Here is a 20,229-nt window from a genome sequence, read left to right as displayed (position 1 = left end):
ATTCCATCTATTTACTAAAATTATTAATATAAATATTAAAATATTTTAAATGGTTTATGGGAAATTAATTAATTAAGATAAATAATTTAGATTATATTAATCTATCTCTCAAAACCATTTTTCTTCCTCAAATGCCCAAACTTACCTTTAGTTTTCACACTTAATCCCTGTTTAATTTCTCTTTGTTTTTTCATTTTTAAGAACTCTGCATTTTTCTTTTCTAGGTCTGTAAGTTCAACTATTTCAGATTTATATGTAGTTTGATTTTTTGTTTTATTTACTTGTAGATTCTTTTCATTTCTTCCTTGAATAGAACAATCCCAAACATCTTTAAAGCTTGTTTTAGTAAATACTTCTCTTTTACCATTTACAGCTTTTTTTCTAATTGTTCTTTCAATTGGTACTTTATCTACTTTTTGGAATTTAACAAATTCACCAACTTTTACATCATTTTCATTTATTACTTTTTCTAGTTCTTTACTCCAAATAGTTGTAATATCCCCATTCTTATTTTTGTAACTTACAAAATAGCTTTCATTATTTCTATTGTCAAATTTATATTTAGCTTTTCCAAATTGTGTTACTTCGTAATGATGATTTTTTATATTATCTTGCTTGTTATAATTTACATTTTTATCTAAATTATATTTCTCATATTTTCTAGTTGCATAGGCTTCTATCCCTAAATCATTAAGATTTTTTGCAAAGTTTTTTCTTAACTGTTCTAAATCTTTTTTTCTTACATCAATTCTATTTCCATCAATACCACTAATCTTTAAATCACAATGAATATGTGGATTATCTGTATCTCCATGAAATACTGCATAACTTGCATTATTTGGATATTTCTCTTTCATAGTTTTTAAAACTGCATTTAGTAGTTTATCACTTGGAGTAGCTTCATGCTCTTTCATAGAAAAAACAAAGTGTAAAACTTCTCTTCTCTCTTTTACATTTTGAGATTCATTTGGAATATTCTCTCCTGAATCATTAAAAAACTCTCTAAACTGTTTTAACTCTTCTTTGCCTTGATATTTATATAACTCGCTTTCAACAACTTCAAGTTCCCCTTTCCTAGTTACATAATTAAAGTGAGCTTTCCACTTTTGAAAGTTCTTTGAATTACCAGTTATTTTAATAACTACCTCTTTACCTCTTGGAGTATTTTTAACAATTGGTCTTTTTATACCTTTGTTTATTTTCTTAGTATAGTTATAAGGGCTTTTTGAAGCTCTTTCAAGCTTTGTATAAACTCTTTTTGCTCTTAACTCATCTTCATTTAGATTAATTCTTTTTGTCATTTATAAGCCTTGTGTAGTATTTAAAAGTAGGGTGGTATAAAATTTTTATACTACCCTTTACCTATTCTTTGATTCTTGCACTTAAGCATTTTAAATAACCTGATTTTGTTAAATCAAACTTTGCTATAAGTTCATAATCAGGTGCTACAAGTTGTTTATCTTCATCAAGTATTTTGAAAGAGAATTTATTATCTGCACTTGAAAACTTATTTGTCCAAAACACATTAAATGTGAATACTAAATCTTCATACAAAGCTTCTACAATTAAACTTTTTTTACCATATCTTAAATCTAATATCTCGATAATAATTTCTTCATTTAGTGGAAATTCTATCTCTTCGTTTTCTATAATTTCACTCATTTTTTATCCTTATTTTTTAAATCTTTTGCTTGTGTATTTAAAGAGATTATCTATCTCTTTTTTTGTGTCATCTATTTTTGAACTTAACTGTTCAAGAATTACTTTTAAATCATCTGTTTTAAACTCTTCATTGAAATGAATTTTTTTTAAAATTTGATGTAAATTTCTACCTATTACATTCATCTCAAACTTCATATTATTAAAAGCTTCTAGTTCATTTGGAGCTAAAAATCTTCTTTTATAAATTGAGTTTAAAAGTCTTAATTTTATTTCTGCCGTTAAAGAGTTAGTTCCAGTAATATTGGAAGCTTCTAATAAATAGTTTTTTTCACTTTGATATAAAATTAACCTTATTTCTGTTTCTTCATCATTTGTATTTAAAGTTGATAAATTAAACTCTTTTAATAGATTTAATTTATCCTCTAACATTTCATAAATACAAGAATTAGCAATTGATGTAAAAGTCATATGAACATGTTTTTGTAACTGTTCTAATCTTTCAACATTAGGATAAGCAATTCTTATAGTTGCTTTGTGTTTCCTAGACATTTTTTATATCTCCTTGTTTAACTTTGTTTAATCCTAGATTTTTATAATTTAGAACTAAATCAAATTAAATTTAGTGTGCTGATTTTGTGCTAATTTTTGATATATAAAATGTATAATTCTGCATATAAAATCATCTGCCAAAGTTGTAGAAGATGGAAGATAGACTTAATTAAATTTGTTTTATATACAAAACTCCAATATCCCTTTAAAGAAAGTTTAATAAAATCTTAGATATTATTCCCGTTCGAAAAATGCAAATTAGTATAAAAAACAACCCTAGTTATGCTTATAAACAAGAAGAGGATGAAAAGATGTACGCAATTATCAAATGTGGTGGAAAGCAATATAAAGTATCAGAAGGTGATATTATAGATATTGATTACACTGGTAAAGCTGCTAAAGAGACTTTAGAAATTACTGATGTACTTGCAGTTAACAACGGTGAGCTAAAAACAGGTTCAGCTGTAGAAAAAGCTAAAGTTGAAGCAGTTGTTGTTTTAGATGGAACAGGTGTAAATAGAGATAAAAAAGTTGTTATTTACAAAAAAAGAAGAAGAAAAGATTCTAAATTAAAAAGAGGTTTTAGAAAAAGCTTCACAAAAATTAGAATTACAAAAATTGCTGCTTAAGCATTAAAAAAATTTAAGGAGAAATAAAATGGCTCACAAAAAAGGTCAGGGTAGTACTCAGAATAATAGAGATTCAGCTGGTAGAAGACTTGGTGTTAAAAAATATGGTGGTGAAGTAGTAAGTGCTGGAAATATCATTATTAGACAAAGAGGAACTAAAGTTCACTTAGGAAATAATGTAGGTATGGGAAAAGATCATACAATATACTCTTTAATTGACGGTGTTGTTAAATTTGAAATTAAAGATAAAAAAAGAAAAAAAGTTTCTGTTTACGCTTCGTAAGCAAGGGATTTAGTTTTTTTAAAAAAGGGTGTATGTTTTACCATACACCCTTTTTTTATTTATAAAGGAAAACTATGTTTATAGATAGTGCAAGATTTAGTGTAAGTAGTGGAAAAGGTGGGCAAGGTTGTGCATCTTTTAGAAGGGAAAAATTTGTTGTTCAAGGTGGTCCTGATGGTGGAGATGGAGGAAAAGGTGGTGATGTTTACTTTGTGGTAGATAGCAATACTGATACTTTATCTTTTTATAAAGGAAAAAGAGTTTTTAAAGCTGATAAAGGTCAACCAGGAATGGGAAGACAAAAAACAGGTAAGTCTGGAGAACATCTTATTTTAACAGTAGCTCCTGGAACACAAATAATAGATGATGATACAAATGAAGTTTTATATGATTTACTTGAAGATGGTGAGAAATTTTTATTTATTGAAGGTGGAAAAGGTGGACTTGGAAATGTTCATTTTAAAAACTCAAGAAATCAAAGACCTACATATTTTCAACCAGGATTGCCAGGAATTACAAAAAATATAAGATTAGAGCTTAAATTAATTGCAGATGTTGGGCTTGTTGGTTATCCAAATGTTGGAAAATCTACTTTAATATCTGTAACATCAAATGCAACTCCAGAAATAGCAAACTATGAGTTTACAACATTAACTCCAAAATTAGGAGTTGTAAACGTTGGAGATTATAGCTCATTTGTAATGGCTGATATTCCTGGAATTATTGATGGTGCAAGTGAAGGAAAAGGGCTTGGATTAGAGTTTTTAAAACATATTGAAAGAACAAAAACTCTTTTATTTACAATAGATGTTGCAAATCATAGAACGATGATTGATCAATATAATGTATTAAAAGAAGAACTTTTTAAGTTTTCACAAGAGCTTTCACAAAGAGATTTTGCAATAGTTTTAAGTAAAATAGATGCTTATTATGGTGAAGATTTACAAAATGATATAGAAGAATTTTTAAAAGCTTTAAATCTTGAAACTTCTAAATCAAATGAGTATAAATTTGATACAAATTTACCATACTATGTTCAAGATTTAATTTTTACAAAAAAAGATAGTAGTAAACCATATTTTGTTTTACCAATATCATCTTTAGATAAAACAAATATTAATCCATTAAAATATGCTTTATATACAATGCTAGGAAAATAGATGAAACGATTAGTTATAAAGGTTGGAACTGCTGTTTTAACTCAAGGTGAAGAGTTAGCTTTGCAAAGAATGAAAAATCTAGTTAATCTAATTTCGACACTAAAAAATGATAAGAATTTAGAGGTAATACTAGTAAGCTCAGGAGCAGTTGGAGCAGGATATACAGAGCTAAAACTTGATAAAACAGTTCTAGCAAATAAACAAACTTTAGCTGCTATTGGTCAACCAAAATTAATGAAAACTTATCAAGAGATGTTTCAAGAATTTGGTATTACTGTTGCTCAAATGCTTTTTATTGCGGATGATTTTGATTCAAGAAAAAGGTCAAAAAATGCAAAAAATGTTATGGAGATATTGCTTCAAAATAAAGTAATTCCTATAATAAATGAAAATGATGTTATTGCAACTGAAGAGCTAATTGGAGATAACGACCAGTTAGCAGCTTATATAACACACTATTTTAAAGCTGATATGTTAGTTATTTTGACAGATATAGATGGATATTATGATAAAAATCCAAGAGAGTTTAGTGATGCAAAAATTCAAAAAATAATAAATGAAATATCACAAGATGAGCTTGATAAAAAACCTAGTGCAAACTCAAAATTTGCAACAGGTGGAATTGTTACCAAACTAAAAGCTGCTGATTTTTTAATGCAAAAAAATATTCCAATGTATTTAACTAGTGGTTTTGATTTGACAAATGCTTATGATTTTTTAGTTGAGAATAATCATAAAAGTGGAACAATTTTTAAAAAATAAGGAGAATGTTTTGAGTAAAAAAGTTTTATTTATGGGAACACCATCTTATGCTACAGAGATTTTAAAAGAGCTTTTAAATAATAAAAATTATGAAGTTATAGGAATTTTTACTCAAGAAGATAAACCTGTTGGTAGAAAACAAGTTTTAACTCCACCACATATAAAACAGTATTGTCTTGAAAATAATATTAATATTCCTATTTTACAACCAAAAAAACTAAAAGATAATCTTGTGGCTTATATTTCTATAAAAGAGTTAGAACCAGATTTTATAGTTGTTGCTGCGTATGGACAAATTTTACCAAAAGAGATTTTAAATCTAGCTCCTTGTATCAATCTTCATGCTTCTATCTTACCAAATTATAGAGGAGCTAGTCCTATACAAGAAGGTATTTTAAACGATAATGAATATTTGGGAGTTACTTCTATGCTTATGGAAGAAGGGCTTGATTGTGGTGATATTTTGGGATATTCATATCTTAAAAATGAGAGAAATATGTTAGTAAGTGAGGCTTTTACTAAACTTTCAGATTTAGCAACTAAGCTTACAATTACAACTTTAGATAATTTTGATAAATTAAAGCCGATAAAACAAAATGATGCATTGGCTAGTTTTTGCAAAAAAATAAAAAAAGAAGATGGTGAAGTAGATTTTAATTGTGCAAAAAAGCTTTTTTCTAAATATAAAGCTTACTCTTTTTGGCCAGGTATTTTTCTAAAATCTGAGCTTAAATTAAAAGATATTGAGTTTGTTGAAAATAGTTCACAAAATATTGCTGGAGAGATTTTAGAAATAGCAAAAGATTATATTGTAGTTGGTTGCAATCAAGGTAGATTAAAAATACGAACTTTGCAAGCTCCATCAAAAAACTCTATAAATAGTGTTGAATATATAAAAGGAAAAAGATTAACTATAGGAGATATTTTAAATTAATTTTATTGTTTATTTCAGTTTAAAAGGTTTTGTTATACAATTCTTAAAAATTTTATAAACATATATTCTTAAATTTAGAGTAAATCAATTAAAAGATTAAATTTTATTAAAATAATTAAAGGAAAAATATTATGTCAAAAGAGATAGTTTTGGATGATTATGCTTTTTTAGTAAGTGAAACAGATGAAAAAGGAATAATTATTTTTGCAAATGATGATTTTTGTAAAATCGCAGGATATGGAATTGATGAGTTAATAGGTAAACCTCACAATACTGTAAGACATCCAGATATGCCAAAAGCTGCATTTAAAGATTTGTGGGAAACTGTAAAAAAAGGTAATATCTGGACAGGATACGTTAAAAATGCAACTAAAGATGGAGATTACTATTGGGTATTTGCAACAGTTTATCCAACAATTACAAGTGAAGGAACAAAGGGATATTTATCTTGTAGAAGAAAAGCTAGCATTGAAGAGATAAAAACTCATGAGAATTTATATAAACAATTAAAAATGAACGAAAAAGCAGCTTAAGATTTAAATAATAAATCTTAAGCTAAATATGAAGTAAACAAAGTTATCGTAAATAGACTTACAATAACACCTAAAACTAGAGAATTTATAGCAATTTTTTCATCTAATCCACCTTTTATAGCTAAAACAGCAGCCATAGTCATTGGTGGCATTGCAACTTCTATTAATGTTACTTTTACCCATGTTTCATCTACTCCATAAAAATATTTAAATGTAAATAAAATTATAATTGGTATAATTAGCATTTTTAAAACAACAGCAACCGTTACAATATGTAACCTTGAAAATATATATTTTAATTCAAGTTTCATCCCAATAGCAATCATTGCAATAGGAACTAAAGTTGAGCCAAGATTTTGTGAGGTGTATATTATAAATTTTGGAACTTCAAAGTTTTTTGCAAATATTGTAATAAAAAATATAATCATTGGTGGGAATAGAAATATTGATTTTGAAATATTCAAAATAGAGTTTTTTCTTCCACTTCCCCAAGTTATTATAATCATTCCAACTGATACTAAAAGTAAGAAAGAACCAAAAATATCATAAATAACACCATATACAATATAATCTTGACCATAAAAAGCATCTATATAAGAAAAACCTATAAAAGAGGTATTTCCAAAAGTTGCCATAATCATAAAAGTGGCTAGAGTAACTCTGTTTAGTCTCATAATTTTTCCAACACAGTATGATAAAAATAGATTAAAAAATATTATTGCCATAAACATAAGAATAAGCCATAAAATTTTTGTATCTAGCTGTAGTGGATAAATTTTTGAAAAAACTATTGCTGGAAGAGAGAAATATATAATAAAATCTACTAATTGTTTTGAATTATCTTGAAAAATAATTTTAAATAAATAACCAAAAAGTAGGTATATAGCTATTGGTAAAACTGGGTCTAACATCTTCTGCCTTTATGAAAATAAGGATTTCATTATAATTAATATAATCTTCTACTTTAATTATATATAATCTTCAAATGAAAATTATAAGATTAAATGAAGTTAATTCAACACAAAGCTATTTAAAAGAGTATATACAAAAAAATGGTTATAACAATCCATTATGTGTAACTTCAAAAATACAAACTGCAGGAGTTGGAAGCAGGGGAAACTCTTGGATTGGAAAAGAGGGAAATCTTTTTTTCTCTTTTGTTGTAAGTAAAGATAATTTACCCAAAGATTTACCACTTCAAAGTGCTAGTATATATTTTACATATATTTTAAAAGATATTTTACAAAAGAGTGGTTCAAAACTATTTTTAAAATGGCCAAATGATTTTTATATAAAAAATAGAAAAATTGGTGGAGCAATAACTTCTACAAATAAAGAGTTACTATTTTGTGGTATAGGTTTAAATCTTATTGAAGTAGATGATAGTTTTGGAAAACTTGATATAAGCATAGATATTGATGAAATTTTAAATTTATATTTTATAGAGATAGAAAAAAAAATTCCGTGGAAGCAAATTTTTAGTCTTTTTAAGATAGAATTTATGCATTCTAAAAATTTTCAAGCAACTGTTGATGGTGTTAAAGTTTCACTTGAAAATGCTATTTTAAATAGCGATGGTTCTATACAAATTGAAAACAAAAAGGTATTTAGTTTAAGATGACAGAAATTATTTCAATAGCAAATCAAAAAGGCGGAGTAGGAAAAACTACAACTGCTGTAAATCTTAGTGCAGCCCTTGCTCTAGATGGGAAAAAAGTTCTTTTAATAGATGCTGATCCACAAGCAAATGCTACAACTTCTTTAGGTTTTCATAGAGATACATATGAATATAATATTTATCATGTAATGCTTGGAACAAAAGAGCTTTCAGAGATTATTTTGGACTCTGAAATAGAAAATTTGAAAGTTGCACCTTCAAATATAGGTCTTGTAGGAATAGAAAAAGAGTTTTACAAAAACACTAAAGAGCGTGAACTTGTATTAAAAAGGAAAATCGATACAGTTAAAGCCGATTATGATTACATAATAATTGATTCACCTCCAGCTTTAGGACCAATTACAATAAATACTTTGGGTGCTTCAACCTCTGTTTTAATACCAATTCAGTGTGAATTTTTTGCTTTAGAAGGTTTAGCACAGCTTTTAAATACAATAAAACTTGTAAAGCAAACGATAAATAAAAATCTTCAAATAAAAGGTTTTTTACCAACTATGTATTCTGCTCAAAATAACTTATCAAAACAAGTTTTTGCAGATTTAGCACAACATTTTGAAAACAAGCTATTTAAAGTAGATGATGACTCGTATGTTGTAATTCCAAGAAATATTAAATTAGCGGAGAGTCCTAGTTTTGGTAAACCAATTATGCTTTATGATACTACATCTATTGGTACAAAAGCATATACAAACTTAGCAAAAGCAATTATTGGTTAAATTTTTTTAAGAGGAAAATAAGATGGCATTAGGAAGAGGATTAGGAGAACTTTTAGGTGAAGTTGAGACAGCTTATGGTAAATCTAGTGGAAACTCAAATAGTGGAGTTAATAAAATTGAAGTATCTTTGATTAAACCAAATCCAAATCAGCCAAGAAAAATCTTTGATGAAGAGAAGCTTCAAGAGCTAAGCGCTTCTATAAAAGAGCATGGTCTTTTGCAACCAATTGTTGTTGTTGAAGATGAAGATGGAACTTATACTTTAATTGCTGGAGAGAGAAGATTAAGAGCTCATAAGCTTGCAAATATTGAAGAGATAAAAGCAATTATAGTAGATAAAGATGAGTTTAAGCTAAGAGAGTTGGCTTTAATAGAAAATATTCAAAGAGATGATTTAAATATTATAGAGTTAGCTTTTTGTTATGCGCAACTACTAAATGAACACAATATCACTCATGAAGAGCTATCAAAAAAAGTTTTTAAAAGTCGAACTTCTATTACAAATACTTTAAGATTACTACAATTAAGCTCATATGTTCAACAATTTTTGGCTACAGATAAAATTAGTGCAGGTCATGCAAAAATGATGATAGGATTAACAACTGAAGATCAAAAAAAGATTTGTGATACTATTATTGGGCAAAAACTTTCTGTAAGAGAGACAGAAAAATTAATAAAAGATTTAAAAGAGAAAGATACTCCAAAACCAAAAAAAGAAAAAGTTACAAATAGTTACAACATTAGTAATTTGAAATCATTTGCTGAGTTTTTAAAAAATGATAAAATCAAAGCTAAAATAGATAAAAATTCAATAAAAATTGAATTCAACTCTCAAGAAGATATAGATAAGATAAGTAGTTACTTTAAGATACAATAAAATAAAAAAATCCATATTCTTAACTATTTTAATATAAATTTATAGATAAATTTGATAAAATAAAAACGTTTTAGTTAAACTAAACTGTAAAAATATGGAGGAATGAATGTTAGACATAAGTCCTGTACTATTGCTTAGTTCTGGTATCATCTTTCTTTTAGTGGTTGCTAGGCTAAACAGTTGTCTTTTCAAACCTATACTTCAACATATGGATGAAAGATCTGCTCAAATCAAAAAAGATTTGGAAGATTCAAAATCAAATAGTGCTGATGTAGATGGTTTTTTAGCAGAAGCAAATGATTTGCTTTCAAAAGCTAAAAGAGAAGCAGCTGCAATTAGAGAGCAAGCTTATAAGGAAGCAAAAGATAGTGCTGATGTTAAACTTGCAAGTGCTAAATTAAATTTAGAAGCAAAATCTGCTGAATTTGCTAAAAGTTTACAAGATGAGACGAAAGCATTAAAAGCCTCTTTATTGTCATCAATGCCACAATTTAACGAAAGCTTAAAATCTAAGCTTAGTTCAATATAGGAAGTGATAATGAAAAGAGTACTATTACTATTAGCTATGGCTATGGTTCCAGTTGCATTATTTGCAAGCGAAGGTGCGGAAACGAACTACGATATAGTTCAAAGAACCGTTAATTTTATTATATTTGCTGCGATTTTATGGTATTTACTTGCTGACAAAATTAAAGCATTTTTTGCTAATAGAACTTTAGGAATTCAATCTGAACTAGATAAAGTTCAAGATAGTTTAAAAGCTTCTAAAGATAGAGTTGCTGAAGCTCAAAAAAAATTAGATGATGCAAAAAAGATTTCTGCTGAAATAATCGAAAGTGCAAAGTCTGATATTGAAAATATTAAACAAAAAATTTCAGCATCTGTAGATGCAGATATCGCAAATTTAAGTAAAAATTTAGATGAGATGATAAAAGTTGAAATTTCTAAAGCTAAGAAACAAGTTGTTGCTGAAATACTTGATGAGCTGTTGAATTCAGAAAATATTAAACTATCTCAAGATGAGTTAGTAAATATTGTTCTTAAAAGGGTAGCATAATGAAAGATTTAGTAGCAAAACGATATGTGAAAGCTTTGGTTGATGGAAGAGATTTAAATAGTGTTGCTTTGATTTCTGAGAAATTAAACGAAGTTTCAAAAGCTTTCAAAAGTGATAAATTTAACTCTATATTGTCATCTTCTGATATAAATGAAGTTGAAAAAACTAAATTTATTTTATCTATTATTGATAAAGCAGATAAAAGTTTGGAAAACTTTATTAAATTACTTGGTGAAAAAAGAAGATTAAATATTATTCCTGAAATAGCTTTTGAGTTAAAAACTCAAATTGCAAAGATGAATAGTAGTTATGTTGGAACTGTTTATACAAATAAAGAGTTATCGAATAGTTATATATCTTCTATAGAAGAACAATTTAGTAAAAAATTTAATGTAAAACTTTCATTATCGCAAAATGTGTGCGATTATGATGGTATTAAAGTTGATATAGATGGGCTAGGTGTTGAAATATCTTTTTCTAAAGATAGATTAAGAACTCAGCTAATTAATCATATTTTAAAAGCAGTTTAGAACTTATAAAGGAGAATTTGAATGGGTGCAAAAATTCAAGCAGATGAAATCAGTTCGATTATTAAAGAGAGAATTGATAACTTTGAATTAAATGTAGATGTAAACGAAACTGGTAAGATTATATCTTATGCAGATGGTATTGCTCAAGTTTACGGTCTTAAGAATGTTATGGCTGGTGAGATGGTTGAGTTTGAGAACGGTGAAAAAGGTATGGCTGCAAACTTAGAAGAGTCTTCAGTTGGTATCGTTGTTCTTGGAAAAGGTACTGGTCTTAGAGAAGGAACTTCTTGTAAAAGATTGGGAGAACTTCTTGAGGTTCCAGTTGGTGAAGCACTAATTGGTAGAGTTGTTAATGCTCTTGGTGAGCCAATTGATGGTAAAGGTGCAATTAATTCAACTGAAACAAGATATGTTGAAGAAAAAGCTCCTGGAATTATGTCAAGAAAATCTGTTCATGAGCCATTACAAACTGGTATTAAAGCTATTGATGCATTAGTTCCAATTGGAAGAGGGCAAAGAGAGCTTATTATTGGTGATAGACAAACTGGTAAGACAACTGTTGCTATTGATACAATTCTTAACCAAAAAGGTGAAAATGTTATTTGTATTTATGTTGCAATTGGACAAAAATCATCTTCTGTTGCTTCAGTTGTAAGAACACTTGAAGAAGCTGGAGCTATGGATTATACAATTGTTGTAAATGCATCAGCTTCTGATTCATCAACATTACAATTCCTTGCACCATATACAGGTGTTACTATGGGTGAATTTTTCAGAGATAATGGTAAACATGCACTAATTATTTATGATGATTTATCAAAACATGCAGTTGCATATAGAGAGATGTCATTAATTTTAAGAAGACCTCCAGGAAGAGAAGCATACCCAGGAGACGTATTCTACCTACACTCAAGATTACTTGAGAGAGCTGCAAAAATGAGTGATGAAAAAGGTGCTGGTTCTATGACTGCGTTACCAATTATTGAAACTCAAGCTGGAGACGTTGCTGCATATATTCCAACAAACGTAATTTCTATTACTGATGGACAAATATTCTTAGAAACAAACCTATTTAACTCAGGTATTAGACCTGCAATTAACGTTGGTTTATCAGTTTCAAGAGTTGGAGGAGCTGCTCAAATTAAAGCTACAAAACAAGTTGCTGGTACATTAAAACTATCTCTTGCACAATATAGAGAACTTGAGGCGTTTGCACAATTCGCATCAGATCTAGATGAAGCAACAAGAAGAGAGTTAGAGCTTGGACAAAGAATGGTTGAAGTTTTAAAACAAGGTGTTAATAAACCACTTGTTATTGAAAAACAAGTTGTAATTATTTATGCAGGTACTAAAGGGTACTTAAATGATGTTGCGGTTAAAGATGTTGTAAGATTTGAAAATGAATTACATGCATTTATTGAGCAAAAATATTCAAATATTTTAGATGCAATTAAGTCAAGTCAAAAAATTGATGATAATACAGAGGCACAATTAAAAGCTGCATTAGAAGAGTTTAAAACTGTATTTAATGCAAACTAAGGACTAGTCTATGGCTAACTTAAAAGAGATAAAAATAAAAATAAATAGTGTTAAAAATACTCAGAAAACTACAAAAGCTATGAAGCTTGTATCTTCTGCAAAACTTACGAGAACTAGACAATTGTCTGAGCAATCAAGAAGTTATGCAAATAAGATAAATGAAGTACTTTCTGATATTGCAACACGAGTTAGCAAAGTTCAAGATGATGGAAATATTGGTAGAGCATTTATTCAAAACTCAACTCCAAAAACAGTTGATATTGTTTTTGTAACTGCCGATAAAGGACTTTGTGGTGGTTTTAATGTGGCAACAATTAAAACTGTTAGTAAGTTAATAAATGAATACGAAGCAAAAGGTGCAAAAGTAAGATTAAGAGCTGCTGGAAAAAAAGGAGTTGAATTCTTCTCATTTCAAGGTGCTACTCTTGAGCAAAAAGCTGTTGAGTTATCATCAGCTCCAACTTATGAAAAAGCATCTAATTACATAAAACTTGCTGTTGAAGATTTTAAAAATGAGCTTACTGATAAAGTAATAATTGTTTATAATGGTTTTTTAAATATGCTAACTCAAGAAATTAGAGTAAAAGAGATATTGCCAGTTAGTTTAGAAAAAGTTGAAATAAGTGAAACTACTTCTATGCTAAATATAGAACCGGATGATGATGATGAAGTTTTAAAAGAGTTAACTGATAAATATATTGATTTCAATATGTATTATGCACTTATAGACTCATTAGCAGCTGAACACAGTGCTAGAATGCAGGCTATGGAAGCTGCAAGTAAAAATGCAAAAGAGAAAGTAAATAGTTTAACAGTTGAATACAATAAAGCTAGACAAGCAGCAATTACAACAGAGCTAATAGAGATTATTAGTGGTGTTGAAGCATTAAAATAATTTAATAAGGAGAAGCCCTATATGAAAGGTAAAATTATTCAGGTAATGGGTCCAGTCGTTGACGTAGAGTTCGATGGATACTTACCAGAAATTAACGAAGCTATTGATGTATCTGGTATTGCATCAGGTAAAGATAGATTAGTATTAGAAGTAGCAGCGCATATTGGTGATGGAAGAGTTAGAGCTATCGCTATGGATATGACAGACGGATTAATAAGAGGTCAGGAGTGTATAGCTACTGGTGGACCTATTAAAGTTCCAGTTGGTGAAGCGGTTTTAGGAAGAATTTTTAACGTTATTGGTGATCCAGTTGATGAAGGTGCTCCTATTCCTGCAGATGTTGAAAGATGGTCTATTCATAGATCTGCTCCTGCTTTTGAAGAGCAATCAACAAAAACAGAGATGTTTGAAACAGGTATCAAAGTTGTTGACCTTTTAGCACCATATTCAAAAGGTGGAAAAGTTGGACTATTTGGTGGTGCTGGAGTTGGAAAAACAGTTATTATTATGGAATTAATCCATAACGTTGCATTTAAACACTCTGGATACTCTGTATTTGCTGGAGTTGGTGAAAGAACAAGAGAAGGAAATGACCTTTATCATGAGATGAAAGATTCAAACGTTCTTGATAAAGTTGCACTGTGCTATGGTCAAATGAGTGAACCACCAGGTGCTAGAAATAGAATTGCACTTACAGGTCTTACAATGGCTGAATATTTTAGAGATGAAAAAGGACTAGATGTTCTTATGTTCGTTGATAATATCTTTAGATTTGCACAATCAGGTTCTGAAATGTCAGCACTTTTAGGAAGAATTCCTTCAGCTGTTGGATACCAACCAACACTTGCAAGCGAAATGGGTAAATTACAAGAGAGAATTACTTCAACTTCTAAAGGTTCTATTACTTCAGTTCAAGCTGTTTACGTTCCAGCGGATGACTTAACCGATCCAGCACCAGCTTCTGTTTTTGCTCACTTAGATGCAACTACAGTTTTAAATAGAAAAATTGCAGAAAAAGGTATTTATCCAGCAGTTGATCCACTAGATTCAACATCAAGAATCTTAAGTGCAGATATTATTGGACAAGAACACTATAACACTGCAAGAGGTGTTCAATCGGTTCTTCAAAAATATAAAGATTTACAAGATATTATTGCAATTCTTGGTATGGACGAATTATCAGAAGCTGATAAACTTGTAGTTGCACGTGCAAGAAAAATTGAAAGATTCTTATCACAACCATTCTTCGTTGCTGAAGTATTTACAGGAAGTCCTGGAAAATATGTTGAGTTGAAAGATACAATAGCAGGATTCCAAGGAATTTTAGATGGTAAATATGACCATATCCCTGAAATGGCATTCTATATGGTTGGTGGAATTGATGAGGTTTTAGCAAAAGCTGAGAAAATGAAATAAACCATAAAGGGTTATAGTATGGATACAATTAAATTATCAATAGTTACTCCAACTGGTAGCATATTTAATGGTGATGTTAAAACTGTAACTCTCCCTGGAAAAGAGGGAGAGTTTGGTGTTTTACCTGGACACTCATCATTATTATCAACTCTTAGTGTTGGTGTAATTGTTATTGAAAAAATAGATTCTACTGAAGCTGTTGCTATTAACTGGGGACATGTTAAGGTAGATGAAAAATCAGTTGATGTATTAGTTGATGGAGCTATTGCATTAACAGGCGGAAAAGATTCAGAAATTTCAAAAAATCTTGAAGCTGCAAAAGAGTTGGTAAACTCAGTTAAAGATTCTAAAGTATCTATGGCTGCAGTTGAAGCAAAAATTAATTCATTTGCATAAAAATATATGATTTCTACATTACTAAATTATTTGGCAAATAGTAGCGCTATAACTTATATAGTTTTAGCGCTATTGTCAGTTTATACGATAGTTGTTTTTTGGATTTTCTTTTATAGAAATAATGCATTAAACCGATTAATAGCAAATGAAAAAAGATCTTTAGAAATTTTAACAACAAGCCAATCAAAATTTTCTCCACTTTCACTTTTAACACAGTGTTCAAATGGAACTGCTTCAAAAGAAATTTTACATGCTTGTGAGATAAATATTATAAAAGATGCAAGTAATGGTGTATCTTGGTTAGCTATTATCTCATCAACTTCTCCATTTATAGGTCTTTTTGGAACAGTTGTTGGAATATTAGAGTCATTTGCAAAATTTGCAAATCAATCAAAAGTTGCGTTTTCAATTATAGCTCCAGCTATTAGTGAAGCATTAGTAGCAACTGCTGCAGGTATTTTTGTTGCAATATTTGCTTATACATTCCACCAAATTATTTCAAGAAAAATATATGAATTAAATATCTATTTAAAAGCTCAATCTGAAATAATAGTAGCTAAAGGGTAAAAATTGTTTGATTTTAATCAAAAACCAGATTTAAATATTACACCGTTGGTTGATATTATGCTTGTACTTCTTGCAATTTTAATGGTTACAGCACCTGTTATTGAGTTTGAAGAACCTATAAATCTTCCAACAGGAAGTAAATCTCAACAATCTCAAGATGTTGCTAAAATTGATATTATTATTACAAAAGATAGAATTGTTACTTTAAATAAAAATAAGGTTGAAATATCAAATTTTGCAGATAACTTTTTGCTCTTTTCAAAAGGTAAAGATCAAAATACTCCAATACATATAAGAGCAGACAAAAGCTTGAAATATGATGATATTGTATATGTTCTAAAATCAGTTAAAGAAGCTGGTTTCTTCAAAGTTGCTTTAGTAACAGATGGATAAAAATGCAAAATAATTCTTCATTTATTATTTCCGGTATTATTGCATTTTTTATATATTTTTCAATATGTTTTTTAGTTATGTACTATATATTTTCTCCAATCAAGGAGAGTATTAACATAACTCCAAGCTCAACTACCATAGAACTTGATATGATAGAAGAGATAGCAGAGAAAAAAATGGTTGAAAGAAAAACAGAAAAGATTGTAAAAGAAGAAGTTGTTGAAAAATCTACTTCAGCTTCAAATGAAAAAAAACCAGACTTAAAATCTTTATTTGCAAATGTTAAAGAGACATCTAATAAAGTTGTAAAAGAAGAGGTTAATAATGTTGAAAAATCTATTGATCCTAAAAGATTTAAGTCTAAATTTGAAAAAGAGAAAAAATCATCAAACATAAAAATTGATAAATTATTAGAAGATGAAAAAACAGCAACAGATTCAAAGCTTAAAAGCTCTGCAAAAGGAGATAAAAGTGATGATTATGCAAGTAAAATTTATGAAATTTTACAAGCTGGTGCTCCAATATCTCAAGATACAAAAGTTTTAGCAAAAGTAATAATAATGGTTGATGAAAATGGAAAATTTGATTATAAAATACAAAAAGCATCTAGTGATGAGGGTTATAATGAGGCTCTAAAATCATATTTAGATACGCAAAGAGGAGTTCCATATCCAATTCCACCAAATGGAAAAGGTGTTAGATACTCAGTTGATTTTAAATTTGAAGGATAAAAAATGAAAAAAATATTTTTATTAATAGCTATATTTATTAGCTCTGTTTTTGCAGAAGTTGATGGTCACTTAGATATTGTTAAAAAAGGTATGGTTTTACCAAAAGTTGGTGTTTCAATTGCTAGTGATAGTTTAGAAAAAGAGACTTTAAGCAAGATAAAAAAGGCACTTATAGATGATTTCAATGTAAGTGGACACTTTGAAGTTGCAAATGTTTCATCTGTATCAACTTATGATAGTTTACCAGATATTTTAGGTTTATCAAATCAAGGTGTAAATTTATTTGTAAATCTTTCAGCAAAAAAAGATGGAAATGGTAACTATACTTTAATGACAAAGTTGTATGATATAAATTCAAGAGCTTTGGTTTTGGAAAAAAATTATACAACTTCACTTGAGGAGAGATTTGTTTTTTTAGCACATAAAGCAGCTATTTCTATAAATGACCATTTTAAAGCTCCTAGTATATCTTGGATGGATAGATTTGTAGTGTTTTCAGTTTATGAAGGTCCAGGAAAAGCTGATATTATGATAGGTGATTATACTTTAACTTATAAAAAAAGAGTTGTAAGCGGTGGTCTTAATATATTTCCAAAATGGGCAGATAAAGAGCAAAAAACTATTTACTATACATCTTATAACTACAAAAAACCAACTTTGGTTAAGTTAAATATATATAATAGAAGTAAAGATGTAATTATGGATTCTGATGGAATGTTGGCTTGTTCAGATGTAAATGCGGATGGAACGAAACTTTTAGTAACAGCTTCTCCAACAGGTCAACCAGATGTATTTTTGTATGATACAAGAACAAGAGCAAAAAAACAGATAACAACTTATAGTGGAATTGATGTTGGTGGACAATTTGTTGAAAATGATAGTAAAATAGTTTTTGTATCAGATAGATTAGGAAATCCAAATATTTTTGCTCAAACTATTGGATCAAGTGGTGTTGAAAGATTAGTTTTTCATAGCAACAACAACTCATCAGTTACTTCAAGTGGAAATAATGTAATTTTTAGTAGTAAAGATGCAAGTAATGAGTTAGGTAAAAGTTTTAATCTATATCTTATCTCAACAAAATCAGACAGTTTAAAAAGATTAACTTCAAGTGGTGTAAATCAGTTTCCGAAATTTTCTAGTGATGGACAAAGTGTTTTATTTATAAAAACTGATGGAACTAGTTCTGTTGGTATCATTAGATTAGAGCACAATAAATCGTTTTTATTCCCATTGGCAGGAAAAAGAATTCAGTCAATTGACTGGTAAAATTTCAAAAACATTTTAGGGCTATATGCCCTAAAATATCAAATCTCTTTTAAATTTACTTTTTTTATTAAAAAAAGATTCAAATCATATAAAATATTATAAAAAAGACAAAAAATATAAACAATAATTAAGTTTCACTTTAGTACTATTTCTTGAAAATTTTATTTTAAGGAAAAATAATGAAAAAGTTAGGTCTTTATTCAGTTTTAGTTTCGGCTTTACTATTTACTACAGGTTGTAGCGAAAAAAATGCTGATGTAAATGATGTTGTAGCACCAGATAGCTCATCTGTTGAGGCACCAATCCAAGATGGTACTCTTTTAGAAAGAGCTGGTAATGGAAACTATTATATGATTAATGGTCAAAGAGTTTTAATTGAGCATGTTTATTTTGATTTTGATAAATACAATTTAACACCTGCTAATAAAGACAAGGCTGTAAGCAATGCTTCTAAACTTTCACAAGTTTCTTCTGATACTACAATTAAAGTATTCGGAAACACTGACGAATGGGGAAGCGATGAGTACAATTATGCTTTAGGTTTAAAAAGAGCAAATTCTGTTAAAGATGTTTTAGTAGCAAATGGTGTAAAAACTAATGTTACAATGGTATCTTTAGGTGAGAGTAATCCAGTTTGTACTGAAAAAACTAAAGAGTGTTGGGCAGAAAACAGAAGAGTTGAGCACGAATTAGAAAAATAATTTTTATGAAAAAAATTATACCTTTATTATTCGTAATAACTTCATTAACCGTAGCCGAAGAGGTTTCGGTTTATGGAGCATCTAACCAAGATAGCTCATATGGATTATCTGCAACTGAAAAACATATACTAAAAAATCAATCAAATATAAGTAATTTATCTTCTAAACTTGAAGAAATTAATAGTTTAGTAAAATCTATTAATGGTAGATTAGAGGGCTTAGAGTCTACATATGAAGGTGATTCAAAAAAATTAAATGATTTATCTTTAAAATTAAATCAATCTTCAGATTTAGCTTCTAACGAGCAAGCGTCAAATGTAAATCAATCAGATTTAAATAGTTTAAAAGCAGCTCTTACAAAATTAACAACTATGGTTAATAAAATAAATGCAGAATATGTTTCATCGACAGAATTAGAAAAAAATATGCAACAATTTATTACTAGAGAAGAGTTTGAAGCAGTTAAAAAAGCTATGGGAATTAAAACTCCACAAGGTACTGCTAAAACAACAGTTGAATCAAAAGAAAAATTAGTTGATGCAACTACTTCAAATATTAGTTCTGTTGAGCTTAAGACTGCAGATGATAAAATAAAATTTATGGCAGATGCCAAAAAAGATTATGATGCAAAAATTTACAATAGTGCTATTCCAAAGTTTGAAAAACTAATTGAAATAAACTATAAGCCTTCTGAAAATAACTACTATTTAGGTGATATGTTATTTAAAAGAAAAAAATATGATCAAGCTATCGTTTACTTTAAAAAGTCTGCAATGCTTAATGATAAAGCTTCTTATATGCCAACATTATTGCTAAATAGTGCTATTTCATTTGAAAATACTAAAGATAAAGAAAATGCTAAAAACTTTTATAGTACTTTAATAGAACTTTATCCAAATAGTCAAGAAGCTAAAACCGCTAAAACAAATTTAAATAAATTATAAAAGGAATT

26 protein-coding genes are annotated in these 20,229 nt (G+C 28.6%); 22 read left to right on the top strand and 4 right to left on the bottom strand.

Annotated elements, in window-relative coordinates:
• Window positions 1-101: 101 nt before the first annotated feature.
• The 3 genes from mobP1 to AC5LG6_RS00535 form a co-directional block, all read right to left on the bottom strand.
• Window positions 102-1,301, bottom strand: a complete 1,200-nt coding sequence (mobP1, locus tag AC5LG6_RS00545; RefSeq protein ID WP_498585422.1) for a MobP1 family relaxase — start codon at window positions 1,299-1,301, stop codon at window positions 102-104.
• A 61-nt stretch (window positions 1,302-1,362) separates the two neighbouring features.
• The gene (locus tag AC5LG6_RS00540) at window positions 1,363-1,662 is read right to left on the bottom strand and encodes a hypothetical protein (protein ID WP_260946420.1); all 300 of its coding nucleotides are present in this window, start codon (window positions 1,660-1,662) and stop codon (window positions 1,363-1,365) included.
• A 9-nt stretch (window positions 1,663-1,671) separates the two neighbouring features.
• The gene (locus tag AC5LG6_RS00535; protein ID WP_498585421.1) at window positions 1,672-2,211 is read right to left on the bottom strand and encodes a hypothetical protein; all 540 of its coding nucleotides are present in this window, start codon (window positions 2,209-2,211) and stop codon (window positions 1,672-1,674) included.
• A gap of 311 nt (window positions 2,212-2,522) precedes the next feature.
• On the opposite strand from AC5LG6_RS00535, the gene rplU reads away from it, so the two are divergent.
• The 6 genes from rplU (at window position 2,523) to AC5LG6_RS00505 (ending at window position 6,512) form a co-directional block, all read left to right on the top strand.
• On the top strand, window positions 2,523-2,840 hold the full coding sequence (gene rplU, locus AC5LG6_RS00530; RefSeq protein ID WP_066158066.1) for a 50S ribosomal protein L21: 318 nt from the start codon (window positions 2,523-2,525) through the stop codon (window positions 2,838-2,840).
• A gap of 28 nt (window positions 2,841-2,868) precedes the next feature.
• Entirely contained in the window at window positions 2,869-3,123 is a 255-nt protein-coding gene (rpmA, locus tag AC5LG6_RS00525; protein WP_066157690.1) for a 50S ribosomal protein L27, read from the top strand.
• Between the two features lie 74 nt (window positions 3,124-3,197).
• A complete protein-coding gene (obgE, locus tag AC5LG6_RS00520; protein ID WP_498585420.1) occupies window positions 3,198-4,283 on the top strand; it encodes a GTPase ObgE in 1,086 nt (361 codons plus the stop codon).
• Complete coding sequence (proB, locus tag AC5LG6_RS00515; protein WP_066157685.1) at window positions 4,284-5,045, top strand: glutamate 5-kinase; 762 nt, start codon at window positions 4,284-4,286, stop codon at window positions 5,043-5,045. It begins immediately after the preceding gene.
• 31 nt (window positions 5,046-5,076) lie between these two features.
• On the top strand, window positions 5,077-5,979 hold the full coding sequence (fmt, locus tag AC5LG6_RS00510) for a methionyl-tRNA formyltransferase (protein WP_498585521.1): 903 nt from the start codon (window positions 5,077-5,079) through the stop codon (window positions 5,977-5,979).
• Window positions 5,980-6,110: 131 nt separating this feature from the next.
• Window positions 6,111-6,512 carry a PAS domain-containing protein gene (locus tag AC5LG6_RS00505; protein WP_066221813.1) on the top strand — a complete coding sequence of 134 codons (402 nt, stop codon included), beginning with the start codon at window positions 6,111-6,113 and terminating at the stop codon, window positions 6,510-6,512.
• Window positions 6,513-6,529: 17 nt separating this feature from the next.
• Here AC5LG6_RS00505 and AC5LG6_RS00500 read toward each other — a convergent pair whose 3' ends face one another.
• Window positions 6,530-7,423 (bottom strand): AEC family transporter, encoded by an 894-nt coding sequence (locus tag AC5LG6_RS00500; RefSeq protein ID WP_498585419.1) that lies wholly within the window; start codon window positions 7,421-7,423, stop codon window positions 6,530-6,532.
• 74 nt (window positions 7,424-7,497) lie between these two features.
• Here AC5LG6_RS00500 and AC5LG6_RS00495 point away from each other — a divergent pair, with 74 nt between their 5' ends.
• The 16 genes from AC5LG6_RS00495 (at window position 7,498) to AC5LG6_RS00420 (ending at window position 20,221) form a co-directional block, all read left to right on the top strand.
• Entirely contained in the window at window positions 7,498-8,133 is a 636-nt protein-coding gene (locus tag AC5LG6_RS00495; protein WP_081560321.1) for a biotin--[acetyl-CoA-carboxylase] ligase, read from the top strand.
• Complete coding sequence (locus AC5LG6_RS00490; RefSeq protein WP_066167734.1) at window positions 8,130-8,906, top strand: ParA family protein; 777 nt, start codon at window positions 8,130-8,132, stop codon at window positions 8,904-8,906. Before AC5LG6_RS00495 ends, AC5LG6_RS00490 begins: the two co-directional genes overlap by 4 nt.
• Before the next feature lie 22 nt (window positions 8,907-8,928).
• On the top strand, window positions 8,929-9,783 hold the full coding sequence (locus tag AC5LG6_RS00485) for a ParB/RepB/Spo0J family partition protein (protein ID WP_066221822.1): 855 nt from the start codon (window positions 8,929-8,931) through the stop codon (window positions 9,781-9,783).
• 106 nt (window positions 9,784-9,889) lie between these two features.
• Complete coding sequence (locus AC5LG6_RS00480; RefSeq protein WP_066157666.1) at window positions 9,890-10,312, top strand: F0F1 ATP synthase subunit B family protein; 423 nt, start codon at window positions 9,890-9,892, stop codon at window positions 10,310-10,312.
• A 9-nt stretch (window positions 10,313-10,321) separates the two neighbouring features.
• Window positions 10,322-10,840 carry a F0F1 ATP synthase subunit B gene (locus tag AC5LG6_RS00475; RefSeq protein WP_434253970.1) on the top strand — a complete coding sequence of 173 codons (519 nt, stop codon included), beginning with the start codon at window positions 10,322-10,324 and terminating at the stop codon, window positions 10,838-10,840.
• Window positions 10,840-11,370, top strand: coding sequence for a F0F1 ATP synthase subunit delta (locus AC5LG6_RS00470; protein ID WP_498585418.1), 531 nt, complete (start codon window positions 10,840-10,842; stop codon window positions 11,368-11,370). Before AC5LG6_RS00475 ends, AC5LG6_RS00470 begins: the two co-directional genes overlap by 1 nt.
• Window positions 11,371-11,391: 21 nt before the next feature.
• Entirely contained in the window at window positions 11,392-12,909 is a 1,518-nt protein-coding gene (gene atpA, locus AC5LG6_RS00465; protein WP_498585417.1) for a F0F1 ATP synthase subunit alpha, read from the top strand.
• 10 nt (window positions 12,910-12,919) lie between these two features.
• Complete coding sequence (gene atpG, locus AC5LG6_RS00460) at window positions 12,920-13,804, top strand: ATP synthase F1 subunit gamma (RefSeq protein WP_066167723.1); 885 nt, start codon at window positions 12,920-12,922, stop codon at window positions 13,802-13,804.
• A gap of 21 nt (window positions 13,805-13,825) precedes the next feature.
• Window positions 13,826-15,220, top strand: coding sequence for a F0F1 ATP synthase subunit beta (gene atpD, locus AC5LG6_RS00455; protein WP_066167720.1), 1,395 nt, complete (start codon window positions 13,826-13,828; stop codon window positions 15,218-15,220).
• Between the two features lie 18 nt (window positions 15,221-15,238).
• Complete coding sequence (gene atpC / locus AC5LG6_RS00450) at window positions 15,239-15,616, top strand: ATP synthase F1 subunit epsilon (RefSeq protein ID WP_434252576.1); 378 nt, start codon at window positions 15,239-15,241, stop codon at window positions 15,614-15,616.
• A 6-nt stretch (window positions 15,617-15,622) separates the two neighbouring features.
• Window positions 15,623-16,183 (top strand): MotA/TolQ/ExbB proton channel family protein, encoded by a 561-nt coding sequence (locus AC5LG6_RS00445; protein WP_066167717.1) that lies wholly within the window; start codon window positions 15,623-15,625, stop codon window positions 16,181-16,183.
• Window positions 16,184-16,186: 3 nt separating this feature from the next.
• Entirely contained in the window at window positions 16,187-16,576 is a 390-nt protein-coding gene (locus AC5LG6_RS00440) for a biopolymer transporter ExbD (protein ID WP_066167713.1), read from the top strand.
• 77 nt (window positions 16,577-16,653) lie between these two features.
• Window positions 16,654-17,307, top strand: a complete 654-nt coding sequence (locus AC5LG6_RS00435) for an energy transducer TonB (RefSeq protein WP_181404067.1) — start codon at window positions 16,654-16,656, stop codon at window positions 17,305-17,307.
• Between the two features lie 3 nt (window positions 17,308-17,310).
• A complete protein-coding gene (gene tolB / locus AC5LG6_RS00430) occupies window positions 17,311-18,576 on the top strand; it encodes a Tol-Pal system protein TolB (RefSeq protein WP_066404656.1) in 1,266 nt (421 codons plus the stop codon).
• Window positions 18,577-18,755: 179 nt separating this feature from the next.
• Complete coding sequence (locus tag AC5LG6_RS00425; protein ID WP_066157633.1) at window positions 18,756-19,277, top strand: OmpA family protein; 522 nt, start codon at window positions 18,756-18,758, stop codon at window positions 19,275-19,277.
• Between the two features lie 5 nt (window positions 19,278-19,282).
• Window positions 19,283-20,221 carry a tetratricopeptide repeat protein gene (locus tag AC5LG6_RS00420; protein ID WP_498585416.1) on the top strand — a complete coding sequence of 313 codons (939 nt, stop codon included), beginning with the start codon at window positions 19,283-19,285 and terminating at the stop codon, window positions 20,219-20,221.
• Window positions 20,222-20,229 lie beyond the last annotated feature (8 nt).

It is taken from the genome of Arcobacter thermotolerans, assembly GCF_983172305.1.
The sequence above is the reverse complement of the archived record's forward strand: the minus strand, read 5'-3'. Positions and strand labels throughout refer to the sequence as shown.